The 13754-nt window shown below is 61.7% G+C and carries 12 protein-coding genes; 5 read left to right on the top strand and 7 right to left on the bottom strand.

All coding sequences use genetic code 11. The features are described 5' to 3' along the window. Positions 1-2 precede the first annotated feature (2 nt). Positions 3-905, bottom strand: coding sequence for a DMT family transporter (locus BM160_RS03245; protein ID WP_092000308.1), 903 nt, complete (start codon positions 903-905; stop codon positions 3-5). Positions 906-1009: 104 nt separating this feature from the next. Continuing rightward, positions 1010-2140: an aromatic ring-hydroxylating oxygenase subunit alpha gene (locus tag BM160_RS03240; RefSeq protein WP_092000305.1), complete on the bottom strand. Its 1131-nt coding sequence runs from the start codon at positions 2138-2140 to the stop codon at positions 1010-1012. A gap of 281 nt (positions 2141-2421) precedes the next feature. Here BM160_RS03240 and xseB point away from each other — a divergent pair, with 281 nt between their 5' ends. The 4 genes from xseB to BM160_RS03220 all read left to right on the top strand — a co-directional run bounded on the left by xseB (position 2422) and on the right by BM160_RS03220 (position 6947). Then, complete coding sequence (xseB, locus tag BM160_RS03235; protein WP_092000302.1) at positions 2422-2700, top strand: exodeoxyribonuclease VII small subunit; 279 nt, start codon at positions 2422-2424, stop codon at positions 2698-2700. Between the two features lie 67 nt (positions 2701-2767). Beyond that, positions 2768-3694 (top strand): polyprenyl synthetase family protein, encoded by a 927-nt coding sequence (locus BM160_RS03230; protein WP_177218894.1) that lies wholly within the window; start codon positions 2768-2770, stop codon positions 3692-3694. Between the two features lie 42 nt (positions 3695-3736). Beyond that, a complete protein-coding gene (dxs, locus tag BM160_RS03225) occupies positions 3737-5647 on the top strand; it encodes a 1-deoxy-D-xylulose-5-phosphate synthase (protein WP_092000297.1) in 1911 nt (636 codons plus the stop codon). A 217-nt stretch (positions 5648-5864) separates the two neighbouring features. Next, entirely contained in the window at positions 5865-6947 is a 1083-nt protein-coding gene (locus BM160_RS03220; RefSeq protein WP_092000294.1) for a TRAP transporter substrate-binding protein, read from the top strand. Positions 6948-7181: 234 nt separating this feature from the next. On the opposite strand, the gene BM160_RS03215 is transcribed toward BM160_RS03220, so the two are convergent. From BM160_RS03215 to senB, 4 genes are all read right to left on the bottom strand, one after another. After that, on the bottom strand, positions 7182-8993 hold the full coding sequence (locus BM160_RS03215) for a TRAP transporter large permease (protein WP_092000291.1): 1812 nt from the start codon (positions 8991-8993) through the stop codon (positions 7182-7184). 20 nt (positions 8994-9013) lie between these two features. Continuing rightward, positions 9014-9649 carry a TRAP transporter small permease subunit gene (locus tag BM160_RS03210; RefSeq protein WP_092000288.1) on the bottom strand — a complete coding sequence of 212 codons (636 nt, stop codon included), beginning with the start codon at positions 9647-9649 and terminating at the stop codon, positions 9014-9016. Between the two features lie 159 nt (positions 9650-9808). Further along, entirely contained in the window at positions 9809-10873 is a 1065-nt protein-coding gene (selD, locus tag BM160_RS03205; protein ID WP_092000285.1) for a selenide, water dikinase SelD, read from the bottom strand. 10 nt (positions 10874-10883) lie between these two features. Further along, positions 10884-11909, bottom strand: a complete 1026-nt coding sequence (gene senB / locus BM160_RS03200; protein WP_092000282.1) for a selenoneine biosynthesis selenosugar synthase SenB — start codon at positions 11907-11909, stop codon at positions 10884-10886. A 61-nt stretch (positions 11910-11970) separates the two neighbouring features. On the opposite strand from senB, the gene senA reads away from it, so the two are divergent. After that, on the top strand, positions 11971-13197 hold the full coding sequence (gene senA / locus BM160_RS03195) for a selenoneine synthase SenA (RefSeq protein ID WP_092000477.1): 1227 nt from the start codon (positions 11971-11973) through the stop codon (positions 13195-13197). A gap of 41 nt (positions 13198-13238) precedes the next feature. Here senA and cadR read toward each other — a convergent pair whose 3' ends face one another. Continuing rightward, positions 13239-13736 carry a Cd(II)/Pb(II)-responsive transcriptional regulator gene (cadR, locus tag BM160_RS03190; protein WP_092000279.1) on the bottom strand — a complete coding sequence of 166 codons (498 nt, stop codon included), beginning with the start codon at positions 13734-13736 and terminating at the stop codon, positions 13239-13241. Between the last annotated feature and the right edge of the window lie 18 nt (positions 13737-13754).

The raw sequence follows: 13754 nt of genomic DNA, 5'->3' as shown, positions 1-13754 counted from the left end.
CATCAATGTTCTTCGGCGGGCGCGTCGGGTGCGGCGCGCGCCCGCAGCATGGTGGCAGCAATGGCGCTGACGATGATGAGCGCCATGCCGGCCCAGCCCATCCAGGGAATATTGTCGCCAAAAAGAACCAGGCTGTAGAGGGCTGCAAACACAATGCCCGAATATTGCAGATTGGCCACCATCAGGGTGGCGCCATGGTTTTGCGACATGGAGTAGGCCTTGGTCATGGTGAGCTGGCCTAGCGAGGCCAGCAGGCCTATGGGCGGCAGCCACAGCGCCTGCTGCCAGTTCCAGCTGGAGCTGCCGGTCACCAGCATGCCCAGGGCGCCGGCCAGCATGGTGCCGACGGCAAAATAAAACACCGTGCGTATTTCGGGCTCGCCCAGGCGGCCCATCGCCATGACCTGCATATAGGCAAAAGCCGCTCCCATGCCCGAGAGCAGGCCGACCAGGCCGGCAAAAGTCTGGTCCTGGTCGATGGCCGGTCGCAGCAACATGATCACGCCGACAAAACTGGCCAAAATCGCCAGCACCAGCGGGCCCTGCTTGGGTCCCTTGGGACCCGAGCGGCCCAGCATGAGGGCGCCGCCGACCAAAAAGGCGGCAATCCAGACGCTGCTCATGTAGTTGAGCGTCATGGCGGTGGCCAGCGGCAGGTGGGCAATGGCGTAAAACCAGGCCAACATCGAGGTCACACCTATCACGCTGCGCCAGGCATGCATGGCCGGGAAACGGGTGCGCAGGCTGGTGCCGTGGGCACGGGCATAGACGGCCATGAAAATAATGCCCAGCACGCCGCGGTAAAACACCAGTTCGGAGCTGTTGAAGTACTCGGATGCGTACTTGACGCAAACGCCCATGGTTGCAAACAGCAACGAGGACAGGATCATCCAGACAGCCTGCATGGCGTGCTTTCTGCGAATTTATTGATGAAATATGGCTCTAGGCCAATAAGGATGGGCGCAAGCAGCTATTAAATATATAGCTATTGAAGGCCGGCGCCATGTCTTCAGATGGTCTGCGTGGTTTTGCTGGCGCCCATTTCACGGCGGTACCACTCGTGAAAGTGCTGCATGCCGTCTTCCATGGGGCTTTGGTAGGGGCCGAATTCGTTGTCGCCGCGCAGCATCAGCGCCTTGCGGCCGGCGTCCATGCGCAGGGCCAATTCGTCGTCCTCGACGCAGGTTTCCATGTAGGCGGCCTGCTGGGCTTCGATGAACTCGCGCTCGAAGGCGCAGATTTCCTCGGGATAGAAAAACTCCACCACATTGAGGGTCTTGTCCGGTCCCTGCGGGTGCAAGCTGCTGACCACCAGCGTGTGCGGATACCACTCGATCATGATGTGCGGGTAGTAGGTAAGCCAGATCGCGCCGTATTTGGGGGCCGCACCCTTGCGGTATTGCAGCACCACGTCGTGCCATTTTTTATAGACATCGGTGCCGGGCTTGCCCAGCTTGTCGGACACGCCCACGGTCTGCACGGAGTAATGGGGCTCCAATTCCCAGCGCAGGTCATCGGTGGTGACAAAACCGCCCAGGCCGGGGTGGAAGGGCCCGACGTGGTAGTCCTCCAGGTAGACCTCGATAAAGGTCTTCCAGTTGTAGTTGCACTCGTGTATGTGCACCTTGTCGAGTTGGTAGCCGGAAAAATCCAGGTCGGCCATATAGCCGGACGTCTGGCTCAGTTGTGCCATGTCGGCCGCAATGTCGCGTCCGTTGTCTTCGAACACCAGGCCGTTCCAGGTCTTGGTTTTGTAGCGGTTCAGGTTCAGGCAGGGGTCGACTTCAAAGTGCGGCGCGCCTATCAGCTCGCCCGAGGTGTTGTAGGTCCAGCGGTGCAGCGGGCAGACGATGTTGCTGCCGGTATTGCCGCGGCCTTGGAGCATGGTCGACTGGCGATGGCGGCAGACATTGGAAATCAGCTCTATGCCGGAAGCATTCCTGACCAGCGCGCGGCCTTCGCCCTCATGGGGCAGGGCGTAGTAGTCGCCCAGGTCGGGCACGGCCAGTTCGTGGCCGAGGTAGCGCGGCCCACGGGCAAACAGCTTTTGCTGCTCGCGCTGGAAAAGGCCGGCATCAAAGTAGCTGGAAATAGGGAGTTGGCTGGTGGCTTGCAACAGGCGAAGGCTTGGATCAGACATGCAATTTCTGTGAACACGCCACCCCAGACGGCTGTGGCGGCAGGTGAAAAACCAGGTAGATAAGCGGGCCTGGCAACGGCCCATGGGTGAACAAGCCGGGCACCGAAAACAGACCAGCGCGGTGAACACGGTGATCGAGAACTGTTATCAATTGTACCCGCGCGGGGCGTTTTGAAGGGGGTTGCGCCTGTCGCAGGATAATGGCGGGCTGGCCCTGGCGTTAGGCGCCAGCGTCCGGATTCTCTTGCAACCGCCTAAAATCAGGCCTTCTTCCAAATACCATGGCCAAAAGTTCGACCTCCTCTACCTCTTCCCCTGCGTCCGCCCCTCAGGCTGACCAGGCTGCCCCCGTATTGCCAGCCAGCTATGAGGCCGCGCTGCAGGAGCTCGAAGGGCTGGTCAGCAGTCTGGAGTCGGGCCAGTTGCCGCTGGACCAGTTGCTCACGGGCTACCAGCGCGGCGCGCAACTGCTGAACTTTTGTCGCGATCGGCTGCAAGCCGTGGAAACCCAGATCAAGGTGCTGGAAGGCACGGAACTCAAGCCTTGGGTGCAAGAGTAATTCAACAAGCAGCTGCCGCGGGCAAGCTGCCGTGCAAAACGCCTAGCCTAGCCAGAAAGAGCATCGATTGAACGCCCCTGAACATCCCACACACTTGAGCTTTTCGCTGAGCGCCTGGAGCGCACAACAGCTGGCTAGCGTCGAAGAGGCCTTGTCCCGCTGGGTTGCCTGCCCGACCTCTGCGCCCGCGCCCGCCGACCTGGGGGACGCCATGCGCTATGCCGTGCTCGATGGCGGCAAGCGTCTGCGGCCCTTGCTGGTACTGGCGGCTTGCGAAGCGGTCAATGGCAATCCGCACGCGGCCTTGCGCTCGGCCTGCGCGGTGGAATTGATTCACGCCTATTCGCTGGTGCACGACGACATGCCTTGCATGGACAACGATGTGCTGCGCCGCGGCAAGCCCACGGTCCATATCCAGTTCGGCGAGGCACAGGCCTTGCTGGCCGGCGATGCCCTGCAGGCCCTGGCCTTTGAATTTCTCACGCCCGATGACGACTCGGTGGATGCCGCCACGCAGGCCCGCCTGTGTCGCATGCTGGCGCAGGCGGCTGGTTTTCAGGGTATGGCCGGTGGCCAGGCGATAGATCTGGCCAGCGTGGGCCTGCCCCTGAATTCGACCCAGTTGCACGAAATGCATCGCTTGAAAACCGGCGTGCTGCTGCAGGCCTGCGTGATGATGGGAGCGGCTTGTGGCGCCACCACGCCGGCCGCCGAAATGGCCTTGCGCGACTACGGCGCGGCGGTGGGCCTGGCGTTTCAGGTGGTGGACGACATTCTGGACGTCACGGCTGACTCGGTCACGCTGGGCAAGACGGCCGGCAAGGATGCGGCTCAGGATAAGCCGACCTTTGTCTCACTGATGGGCTTGCAAGCCTCGAAAGACTATGCGCAGCGACTGCTGGAGCAAGCACTGGTCAGCCTGGATGCCAGCGGACTTGAGCACACCACTGCCTTGCGGGCCTTGGCCGACATGCTGGTCAATCGCCACCATTGATCCGCCGACCCGGTCTCGTCACAACCAATCAAATGCATCAGGATGCCTCTCTTGCTTGAAACTATCAACAGTCCTGCCGACTTGCGGCAATTGCCCCGCGCCCAGCTGAAAAGCCTGGCCGACGAGTTGCGTGCCTATGTGCTCGACAGCGTTTCCAAAACCGGCGGCCATTTGAGTTCCAACCTCGGCACCGTGGAGCTGACGGTGGCCTTGCACTATGTCTTCAATACGCCCGAGGACAGGCTGGTCTGGGATGTGGGTCATCAGACCTATCCGCACAAAATCCTGACAGGCCGGCGCGAACGCATGAGCAGCTTGCGCCAGTTTGGCGGCTTGTCGGGTTTTCCGCGCCGTGACGAGAGCGAGTACGACACCTTTGGCACCGCGCATTCTTCCACCTCGATTTCGGCCGCGCTGGGCATGGCGCTGGCGGCTCAGCAAAAGGGCGAGGACCGTCACGCGGTGGCCATCATTGGCGATGGCTCCATGAGCGCCGGCATGGCTTTTGAAGCCCTGAACAATGCGGGCGTTCATGACCACTGCAAGCTGCTGGTGGTGCTCAACGACAACGACATGAGCATCAGCCCGCCCGTGGGCGCGCTGAATCGCTACCTGGCCCAGTTGATGAGCGGACGCTTTTACGCTTCGGCCAAGCATGTGGGCAAACAGGTGCTCAGCGTGGCGCCACCCTTGCTGCAATTGGCCAAACGGCTGGAGGCGCATGCCAAGGGCATGGTGGTGCCGGCCACCCTGTTTGAAAATTTCGGCTTCAACTACATAGGCCCTATCGATGGCCATGACCTGGAGTCGCTGATCCCGACCTTGGAAAACATCAAGCAGTTGATGGCCAATGGCGCCGGGCCGCAGTTTCTGCATGTGGTCACCAAGAAGGGCCAGGGCTACAAGCTGGCCGAGGCCGACCCGATTGCCTACCATGGCCCCGGCAAGTTCGATCCGGCCATGGGCCTGCAGAAGTCCAGTACGCCGGCCAAGCAGACCTTCACCCAGGTCTTTGGCCGCTGGCTCTGCGACATGGCGGAGAAGGACAAACGCCTGGTCGGCATCACGCCGGCCATGCGCGAGGGCTCGGGCATGGTGGAGTTCCACCAGCGCTTTCCCGGCCGCTACCATGATGTCGGCATCGCCGAACAGCATGCGGTGACCTTTGCCGCTGGCATGGCTTGCGAGGGGCTGAAACCCGTGGTGGCGATTTATTCGACCTTTTTGCAGCGCGGCTACGACCAGCTGATTCACGATGTGGCTTTGCAGAATCTGCCGGTGGTGTTTGCGCTGGATCGTGCCGGCCTGGTGGGCGCCGATGGCGCCACGCATGCGGGTGCTTACGACATCCCGTTCTTGCGCTGCATCCCCAATATGAGTATTGCCTGTCCTGCCGACGAAAACGAGTGTCGCAAGCTGCTGACATCGGCCTTCGAGCAAGACCATCCGGTGGCCGTGCGTTACCCGCGCGGTGCCGGTGCCGGCGTGGAGCCCGAGGCCGGCTTGCAATCGCTGCCCTTGGGCAAGGGCGAGATTCGCCGTGAAGGTGCGGGCATCGCCATCCTGGCTTTCGGGACGCTGCTTTACCCAGCGCTGCAGGCGGCCGAAAAACTCGGTGCCACCGTGGCCAACATGCGCTGGGCCAAGCCGCTGGATACCGAGCTGCTGCTGCAGGTTGCGGCCAGCCATGAGGCGCTGGTGACGCTGGAAGAAGGCGCCATCATGGGCGGTGCCGGTAGCGCCGTGAGTGAAGCGCTGCAGGCCGCTGGCGTGACCAAGCCGCTGTTGCAACTGGGTTTGAAGGACGAGTTCACTGAGCATGGCGAGCCGGCCAAGCTGCTGGCCTTGCAGGGCCTGGATGCGGCCGGCATTGAAGCGGCCATCATCACGCGTTTCGGCGCGCTGAGCAGGGCCGGTAATGGCCCTCACCCCGGTCTCAAATCGGTGGCCTGAATCAAGTCGACCGGCATGGATGGCAGTGGATTTTGATTGACGTTCTGGCGTCAATCTAGGGGTAAGAACGGGTGAGCGATTGATGAGAAAAGTGACAAAATATAAGAGCTCTGTTCATCGCTACAAGTCATTGCAATCATCGCGATTGGCTTGATCGACTATTTGGCAGATCAATGCGGAATCTGAAAACCCGATAACCCTTCAGGAGAAACCATACATGGATCGTCGTTCCCTTATCAAAAATGCCGGTATCGCTGGCGTGTTGGCTGCCGGCGTTGCGCCTGCGGTGCATGCCCAGGCCGCCGTGCGCTGGCGCCTGGCCTCCAGCTTTCCCAAGTCCCTGGACACCATCTTCGGCAGTGCTGAAATGCTGTCCAAGACCGTGAAGGCCTTGTCCGGCGGCAAGTTCGAGATCTCTGTCCACCCAGCCGGCGAGTTGATGCCCGCTTTTGGTGTGGTCGATGCGCTCCAGGGTGACACGATCGACATGGCCCAGACGGCGGCCTACTACTTCACCGGCAAGGATCCGATCTTCGCCTTCAGCTGCGCTGTGCCCTTCGGCCTGACCGCGCGCCAGAACACGTCCTGGAAGGAATACGGCAACGGCCGCAAGCTGCTCGACGCTTTCTTCTCCAAGTACAACTTCAAGACCGCCAGCGCAGGCAATACCGGCACCCAGATGGGTGGCTGGTATCGCAAGGAAATCAAGACGGTCGCCGATCTGAAGGGCCTGAAGATGCGCATGGGCGGCGGCGTGTTCGGCGAAGCCATGCAGAAACTGGGTGTGGTGCCACAAAACATGCCTGCCGGCGATGTGTACCAAGCGCTTGAAAAAGGCACTTTGGACGCTTCCGAATTTGTCGGACCTTACGACGATGCCAAGCTGGGTTTCAACAAGGTTGCGCCTTACTACTACTACCCAGGCTGGTGGGAAGGTGGCGCCGATCTGGAGTTCTTCATTAACCTGAAGAAGTTCAACACTCTGTCGGACGAGAACAAGGCCATCCTGGACGCGGCATGCAAGGTTGCCGCCACCGACATGACCGCCAAGTACGACGCCTTCAACCCGATCGCACTGAAGAAGCTGGTGGCCGAGAAGACCCAGCTCAAGGCTTTCCCCAAGGCCGTGATGGACGCAGGCTTCAAGGCTTCCATGGAAGTGTTTGCCGAGCACGAAGCCAAGTCGCCCGAGTTCAAGAAGATCCACCAGGACATGCGTGCCTTCCAGCGCGACCAGATCCTGTGGAATCGTTTCTCGGAGTTCCCGTTCAACCAGTACATGAATAGCGTCAAGATCTGATCCTGAGGCACTGATTTTTCAAAGCCGCGCTCTGCGCGGCTTTTTTTATGTCCAGTGAAACGGGGAGGGCGAGCGCTTTCGCAAGCTGGCGCGGGGAGAGGGCAAGAAGTTAGTGGGGAACGAGGGCCGCTGCGAATGGAGCCCTGAGCGTCTGCAGCCGATGTGCCTGGCCTTGAGGCGGGCTGGTGCAAGAAGCGGCCCCGCCATGCATGACGGCGGGGCTGTGCGCTACGACTATTTGCTTGACGGCGCTGCCTTGAGCGCGTCTTCCATCGCCTTGGCCGGATCGTCTGCGGCCTCTGGAGCGGCAGGCGCGCTTGGCTCGGCCGCGGGGGCTTCAGCTTCGGGTTTTTCGTCCGCGCCGTAGCCAGGGCTGGTGTCGGCATCCTCGCTGCCCGGCTGCAGGCTCTGGCGCATCTGATCACCGATGGACTCGAGGTTGACGGTCTCTTTCTTGTCCAGGCTGCCGGTCACCAGTTGCGGGAAGGCGATCAAGATGCCCACCATCGTCAGCTGGATCAGCAGGAAGGGGATCGCACCCTTGTAAATCTGCATCGTGGTGACCGGCTCCATGACCTTCTTGGTCACACGGTCCACGTACTGCTTTTCCGGTGCGACCGAGCGCAGGAAGAACAGCGCGAAGCCGAAGGGCGGATGCAAAAAGGAGGTCTGCATGTTGACGGCCAAGAGCACGCCGAACCAGATCAGATCTATGCCCAGTTTGTCCGCCACCGGTGCCAGCAGCGGCACCACGATGAAGGACAGCTCGAAGTAATCGAGGAAGAAGGCCAGGAAGAAGATCAACACATTGACCAGCACCAGAAAGCCGATCTGGCCGCCGGGCAGGTCTGACAGCAGGTGTTCAACCCAGATAGGACCGTCGGCGGCCTGGAACACCAGGCTGAAGACGGTAGCACCGATCAGGATGAACATCACGAAGCTAGACAGCTTGGTGGTCGAGGCGAGTGCCTGCTTGAGCAGCTTCATGCTCAGGCGCTGACGTGCCCAACCCATGATCAGCGCGCCCATCGCACCCATGGCGCCGCCTTCGGTCGGTGTGGCGATGCCCAGGAAAATGGTGCCCAGCACCAGAAAGATCAGCAGCAGCGGCGGGATCAGCACGAAGGTCACCCGTTCGGCCAGACGCGACAGCAAGTTGAGCTTCAGGCCCTTGTTGATCAACGCGATGATCAGTGCCACGAACACGCCGCCGCACATCGCGACCACCACTTTTTCATCGGTGGGAACAGAGGTCACCAGCTCGCCTTGCCACCAGGTGTGCAAGGCTTCCATGTGGCGTGCCAGGAAGACCGCCACCGTGGTCGAGAGCGCCGCGAGAATGGTTAGCGAGGTGTAGCCGCCGCTGCCATTGGGCTCGCGGTAGATGCGCGCTTCGATGGGCAGTGCGGGAACCTGCAGCGGTTTGAAGACGGCGAGAATCAGCACGTAGACCACATACAGGCCCATCAACATGAAGCCGGGCAGGAACGCGCCCTTGTACATGTCGCCGACGCTCTTGCCGAGCTGGTCGGCCATGATGATCAGCACCAGCGAGGGCGGAATGATTTGCGCCAGCGTGCCCGAGGCCGCAATCACGCCGCTCGTCAGGCGCCGGTCATAACCGTAGCGCAGCATGATGGGCAGTGAGATCAGGCCCATGGAGATAACCGAGGCGGCGACCACGCCGGTGGTAGCTGCCAGCAGTGCGCCGACGAAGATCACGGCCAGGGCCAGACCGCCACGGATAGGTCCGAAGACCTGGCCGACGGTCTCTAGCAGGTCCTCGGCCATGCCACTTCGCTCCAGTATCAGTCCCATCAAGGTAAAGAAGGGGACTGCCAGCAAGGTGTCGTTGGCCATGATGCCTATCAGCCGCTGCGGCAGCCAGGCAATGACGGAGGCGGGGAACACGCCGAGCTCTATGCCGACGAGGCCGAAGAACAGTCCGCAGGCGCCTAGGCTGAACGCCACCGGGAAGCCCATTAGCAGAAAGATGATCAAACCCGCGAACATGATCGGGGCGAAATTGGCGGTGATGAATTCCATGTGTGGCTGACTCCGACCGCTTAGCGTTGGGGGGCCGCGTCGGCAGACGGGCTGGTGGTGGGGAGGGGCGCCAACGCGGCATCGCGTGCGCGCAGGGCTTCGACCAGCTCTTCCTCGGTCGACTTGTCGGCGAGGCGACCCATAGGGTCAGGGCCCTGGCCGTTCAGGAAGGCGAAGCGCTTGATCAGCTCGGACCAGCCTTGCAGCATCAGCAAGGTGAAGCCGATAGGCAGCGCGATCCAGACCGGCCAGCGGATCAGGCCGCCGGGATTGCCCGACATCTCGCCGGACTGGTACATCTGGACCACCACAGGCACCGACAGGATCAGCACGGTGAGGCACAGCGGTGTCAGAAAGAAGGCGAAGCCGATGATGTCTATCCACACCTGCGTGCGCTTGGACAGGCGACTGTTCAAAACGTCGATGCGGACATGTTCGCGGTGCAGCAAGGTATAGCCGGCCGCGATCAGGAAGGACCAGGCGAACAAATACCACTGTGCTTCCAGGTAGGCGTTGGAACTGGTTCCGAACACCTTGCGCACGATGGCGTTAAGGGCGCTGATGAGGGTCGCCGCAAAGATGAGCCAGATAGCGTACTGGCCGATCTTGGCGTTAAGCCAGTCCACCGCATTTGAAAACTTCAATAACGCGCGCATGTTTTTTTGTCTCCAGGGTAAAGAAAATTCGCATAAAAAATCATCCGAAAGACTGGGTGCGTCTGCCGGATGATTATTTGCGCAAGTCGGATTTTAGAAGGAACTCCGGGGGCCGGGCCAACAATGTCAGGAGGCTGTGCTCCCGTTAATTAAAACGACTCAGAGAACCTCCACGCCATGGCCTTCGACCATGCGGCCCACCACGCTGGCATCGCCAAAGCCCTGCTGGCGGAAACAGGCCAGCACTTCGTCGGCGGCCTCGGGCGCGCAAGCCACCAGCAGCCCGCCGCTGGTTTGCGGGTCGCTCAGCAGGGCTTGCTGCGCCGCGCTGATGCCGGCGGGCAGTGTGACTTCGGCGCCATAGCTGGCCCAGTTGCGAGCCGAGGCGCCGGTGACCATGCCTTGAGTGGCGAGTTCCAGCACGCCGGGCAGCAGCGGAATCTGGTCGAGTTGCAATTGCATTTTCAGTTTTGCGCCGCGCGCCAGCTCCAGTCCGTGGCCGGCCAGGCCAAAGCCGGTGATGTCGGTCAGGGCATGCACGGCGGCCATTTTGGCCAGCTCAATGCCGGGCTTGTTCAGCTGCGTGGTGATGGCGATCATGCGCGCATAGCCTTCAGCGCTCAGCGCTTCCTTCTTGAGCGCGGCCGACAAGATGCCTACGCCCAGCGGTTTACCCAGAACCAGCACGTCGCCGGCCTTGGCGCCGGAGTTTTTCTTGACGCGCGAGGGGTGCACCAGACCGAGCACCACCAGGCCGTAAATCGGCTCCACGGAATCAATAGTGTGGCCGCCGGCAATCGGAATGCCGGCGTCGCGGCAGACATCCTGGCCGCCGCGCAAAATCGCGCCTATGGTCTCCAGTGGCAGCACGTTGATGGGCATGCCCACCAGGCCCAGCGCCATGATGGGCGTGCCGCCCATGGCGTAGACGTCGCTGATGGCGTTGGTGGCGGCAATGCGACCGAAGTCATAGGGGTCATCGACGATGGGCATGAAGAAGTCGGTGGTGGCGATCAGCGCCTGCTCGTCATTGAGCTGGTAGACCGCCGCGTCGTCGGCGGTTTCTATGCCCACCAGCAATTGGGGCGGTATTGGCAGATTGCTGGAGTTTTTCAGGATCTCGCTCAGCACGCCCGGGGCAATCTTGCAGCCGCAGCCGCCGCCGTGAGACAAGCTGGTCAGGCGCGGTATGGCGGTCGTGGGCTGGGGGGAGGGGGTATTCATGGCTTGGCTTTCAAAGGGGGCGACGCGCACTTGCTTCGTTGAGTGCGCTGGTCAGCAAGTTTATGACAAGACGTTTTTCCTCTTGCGGCGCAAACAGGCCGGCACGCCGGACGCATTGGCTTTGCAGCAAGGCCAGGAAATCCGGTGTGGACGCGCAGCGGCGCAGCAGCGCAGCAAGCTGCGCGTCGTCGCCGGGTGTGAAGTAGCCCGCGTAGTCAGTCCCCAGCATGCCCAGATTGCCGCTGATGCGCGAGGCCAGCACCGGCGTACCCGAGCAAATCGCTTCCAGAATGACCTGGGCGCCGCCTTCCATGAGTGAGCAGTTGACCAGCACATGCGCACGCTTGATGCGCTGGCGCGTCTGCGCCCGTGGTAGGCCGCCCAGCCAGCGGTAGCGCGGCATGCCTGCTTGGGTAGCCTGCGCCGCCTCGGCAAAGTGCGGCGCCAGCGCCAGTCCGATCTGCTCGAAATGAATGCGGCTCACCAAGTCGTGGCCGGCGGCCCGCATGAAAGTCAGGGGATCTTTTTCCTCGCGCAGATGGCCGACCATTAGCGCGCGAAACGACTGGCTGGATTTGCGCGCCGGTTTCAAGGTCGGGGCTGACTGGTAAATCACGCTGGCTTTGCTGCGCCAGACGGCGGGCAGGGCTTGCAGGCCGGCGTCCTGCAGCAACACCAGGTGCGAAGCCAGGGCCAGCGATCGCTGGGCGTCGGCGTCCGTGAGTATGTCGCGATACAGGTCGGTTCCGGTCAGCACCACGATGAGGGCTTTGTCGGGGCAGGCCTGGGCCCAGGCCTGAATCGATGCAGCCGAGCGGCGTGCATGCAATGCCAGCATGGCTTGCGGCGCGCGCCGGGCCAAGGGGGAGGAAGGGGAGTCAGCGTTTCCTATGGCTTCAGGCCACTGCCGCATCAGGGCAATGTCACAATGATTCGACAGGAAATTTGCCCAGCGCCGCGCGGTATGCCAGTTGCCGTTATTGGCGTCGGCCATCGCCGGGCTTACCAGGATGATTTTTTTGGCTTCAGATTCCATACCTCATGCATCGCCCGGTTTGCCCCCTGCGGCCAATCCGGCCCTGATCGATTCAACCCTCATGCGCAGCGCCGGCAGGGAGTTGTTGTCGCTGGCGTTGATGGATGCGCGCAATCATACGCTGCAGCTAATGGGCCAGTATCAGAACGCCTTGGAGGCGGTGAGTTTCGCCGTCCCCCGGCTCGCCAGCCTGAATCCACCGCTGTGGGAACTGGGCCATGTGGGCTGGTTTCAGGAGCGCTGGATAGGGCGCAACCTGCAGCGGGCGCTGGGCACGCGCTGCGATCCCGCGCATGCCAGGCTGGCTTCGATGGAGCCCAACGCCGACCGCTGGTGGGACTCTGACCATGTGCCGCATGACAGCCGCTGGACGCTGGATTTGCCGGCGCTGGAAAATTGCCGCTCTTATTTGCTGGACACCCTGGAAAGCACCTTGGAGCTGCTTGAAAAAGCCGACGAAAGCGATGATGCGCTGTATTTTTACCGCCTGTGCCTGTTTCATGAAGACATGCATGGCGAGGCCCTGGCCTATGGTGCCCAGACGCTGGGCCTGACGCTGGCACCGCATTTTTTGACGGCTTTCACGCCGCCGCCCGTGGCCGTGCGCGAGCCCCTGCTGCTGCCAGCCACGCTGTGGCAACTGGGCAGTGAGGCCGGTCCCGGCAGCGGCTTTGTTTTTGACAACGAAAAAGCGCCGCATCCAGTTCAGGTGCCCGAGTTTGACATCGACGCCCAGCCCGTCACCTGGGCGCAGTACGTGGAGTTTGTCGGCGATGGTGGTTATGACCGCGAGGCGCTCTGGCAGCCGGCGGGCTGGCAGTGGCTGCAGGGCCTGGTTGCGGCTGAAGGCCGGCGTGGTCCGCGTTATGTCGAGCAGATTGGCGTGGCCAGCGGCGCCGTCATGCAGACGCGCTTTGGCCGGACCATGCGCATGCAAGGCCATCAGCCGGTGATGCATGTCAGTTGGTGGGAGGCCGACGCCTGGTGCCGCTGGGCCGGTCGCCGCTTGCCGTCCGAAGTGGAGTGGGAAGTGGCGGCCTGTACGGCGGCGCGCCGCGGCTTTCGCTGGGGCGATGTCTGGGAGTGGACGGGGAGCAGTTTTCGCCCCTATCCAGGCTTTGCGCCCGACCCCTATGAAACCTATTCGCAACCCTGGTTTGGCAGCCACAAGGTGTTGCGCGGTGCCTCGTTTGCCACCCGTGCGCGCCTGAAGCAGCCTAAGTTTCGCAATTTCTATCTGCCCGAACGCGACGATATTTTCTGCGGATTCAGATCCTGTTCGCTATAAAAATAATAGCTTTTTGCGCTTTCCCTGAAAGGGCTAGAGGCCTATTTTGTTTGTTTTTTGGGGTTTGACTGGGCCCCCACGCCTTGATGGGCGCCCTGGATGTGTGCGCCGTGGCCAGGCCCCGAGCTCCGCTGCGCTTGCTCCTGCGCCGCTTTTTCCAGGCCGCTCAAGATGCCGCAATCGGCCGCCTCGTGGCCGCTGGTGCAGCGCTTGCGCAGTGCTTTCAGCTCGCCTTCCAAGGTCTTGAGCTCCCGAATGCGCGTGACAACGTGGCCAATATGCGCGTCCAGCAGTTCGTTGACCTCGGCGCAGTTTTCTTCGGGCGCATCCTTGAAATGCAGCAGGGTGCGGATTTCGCCCAGCGTCATGTCCAGTGAGCGGCAGTGACGGATGAAGGCCAGGCGCTGAATGTGGCTGTTGTCGTAGCTTCTGTAATTGGCCGCCGTACGTGCGGCCTCGGGTAGCAGGCCTTCGCGCTCGTAATAGCGTATGGTTTCGCTTTGTGTCTGGGCTGCTTTGGCCAGTTCACCGATTTTCATGGCTTACTTCTCCAGAAA

This window comes from Polaromonas sp. OV174, from assembly GCF_900112285.1.
In the GTDB taxonomy this organism is placed as follows: Bacteria; Pseudomonadota; Gammaproteobacteria; order Burkholderiales; family Burkholderiaceae_C; genus Polaromonas.
This window is presented reverse-complemented; position numbering and strand designations above follow the sequence as displayed.

What these genes read in the sequence shown, in the direction of transcription:
- dxs (WP_092000297.1), top strand. Translation starts at nt 3,737, where the DNA reads ATGCCTCTCTTGCTTGAAACTATCAACAGTCCTGCCGACTTGCGGCAA.
- selD (WP_092000285.1), bottom strand. Translation starts at nt 10,873, where the DNA reads ATGAATACCCCCTCCCCCCAGCCCACGACCGCCATACCGCGCCTGACC.
- BM160_RS03215 (WP_092000291.1), bottom strand. Translation starts at nt 8,993, where the DNA reads ATGGAATTCATCACCGCCAATTTCGCCCCGATCATGTTCGCGGGTTTG.
- BM160_RS03220 (WP_092000294.1), top strand. Translation starts at nt 5,865, where the DNA reads ATGGATCGTCGTTCCCTTATCAAAAATGCCGGTATCGCTGGCGTGTTG.
- senA (WP_092000477.1), top strand. Translation starts at nt 11,971, where the DNA reads ATGCGCAGCGCCGGCAGGGAGTTGTTGTCGCTGGCGTTGATGGATGCG.
- cadR (WP_092000279.1), bottom strand. Translation starts at nt 13,736, where the DNA reads ATGAAAATCGGTGAACTGGCCAAAGCAGCCCAGACACAAAGCGAAACC.
- BM160_RS03245 (WP_092000308.1), bottom strand. Translation starts at nt 905, where the DNA reads ATGCAGGCTGTCTGGATGATCCTGTCCTCGTTGCTGTTTGCAACCATG.
- BM160_RS03240 (WP_092000305.1), bottom strand. Translation starts at nt 2,140, where the DNA reads ATGTCTGATCCAAGCCTTCGCCTGTTGCAAGCCACCAGCCAACTCCCT.
- xseB (WP_092000302.1), top strand. Translation starts at nt 2,422, where the DNA reads ATGGCCAAAAGTTCGACCTCCTCTACCTCTTCCCCTGCGTCCGCCCCT.
- senB (WP_092000282.1), bottom strand. Translation starts at nt 11,909, where the DNA reads ATGGAATCTGAAGCCAAAAAAATCATCCTGGTAAGCCCGGCGATGGCC.
- BM160_RS03210 (WP_092000288.1), bottom strand. Translation starts at nt 9,649, where the DNA reads ATGCGCGCGTTATTGAAGTTTTCAAATGCGGTGGACTGGCTTAACGCC.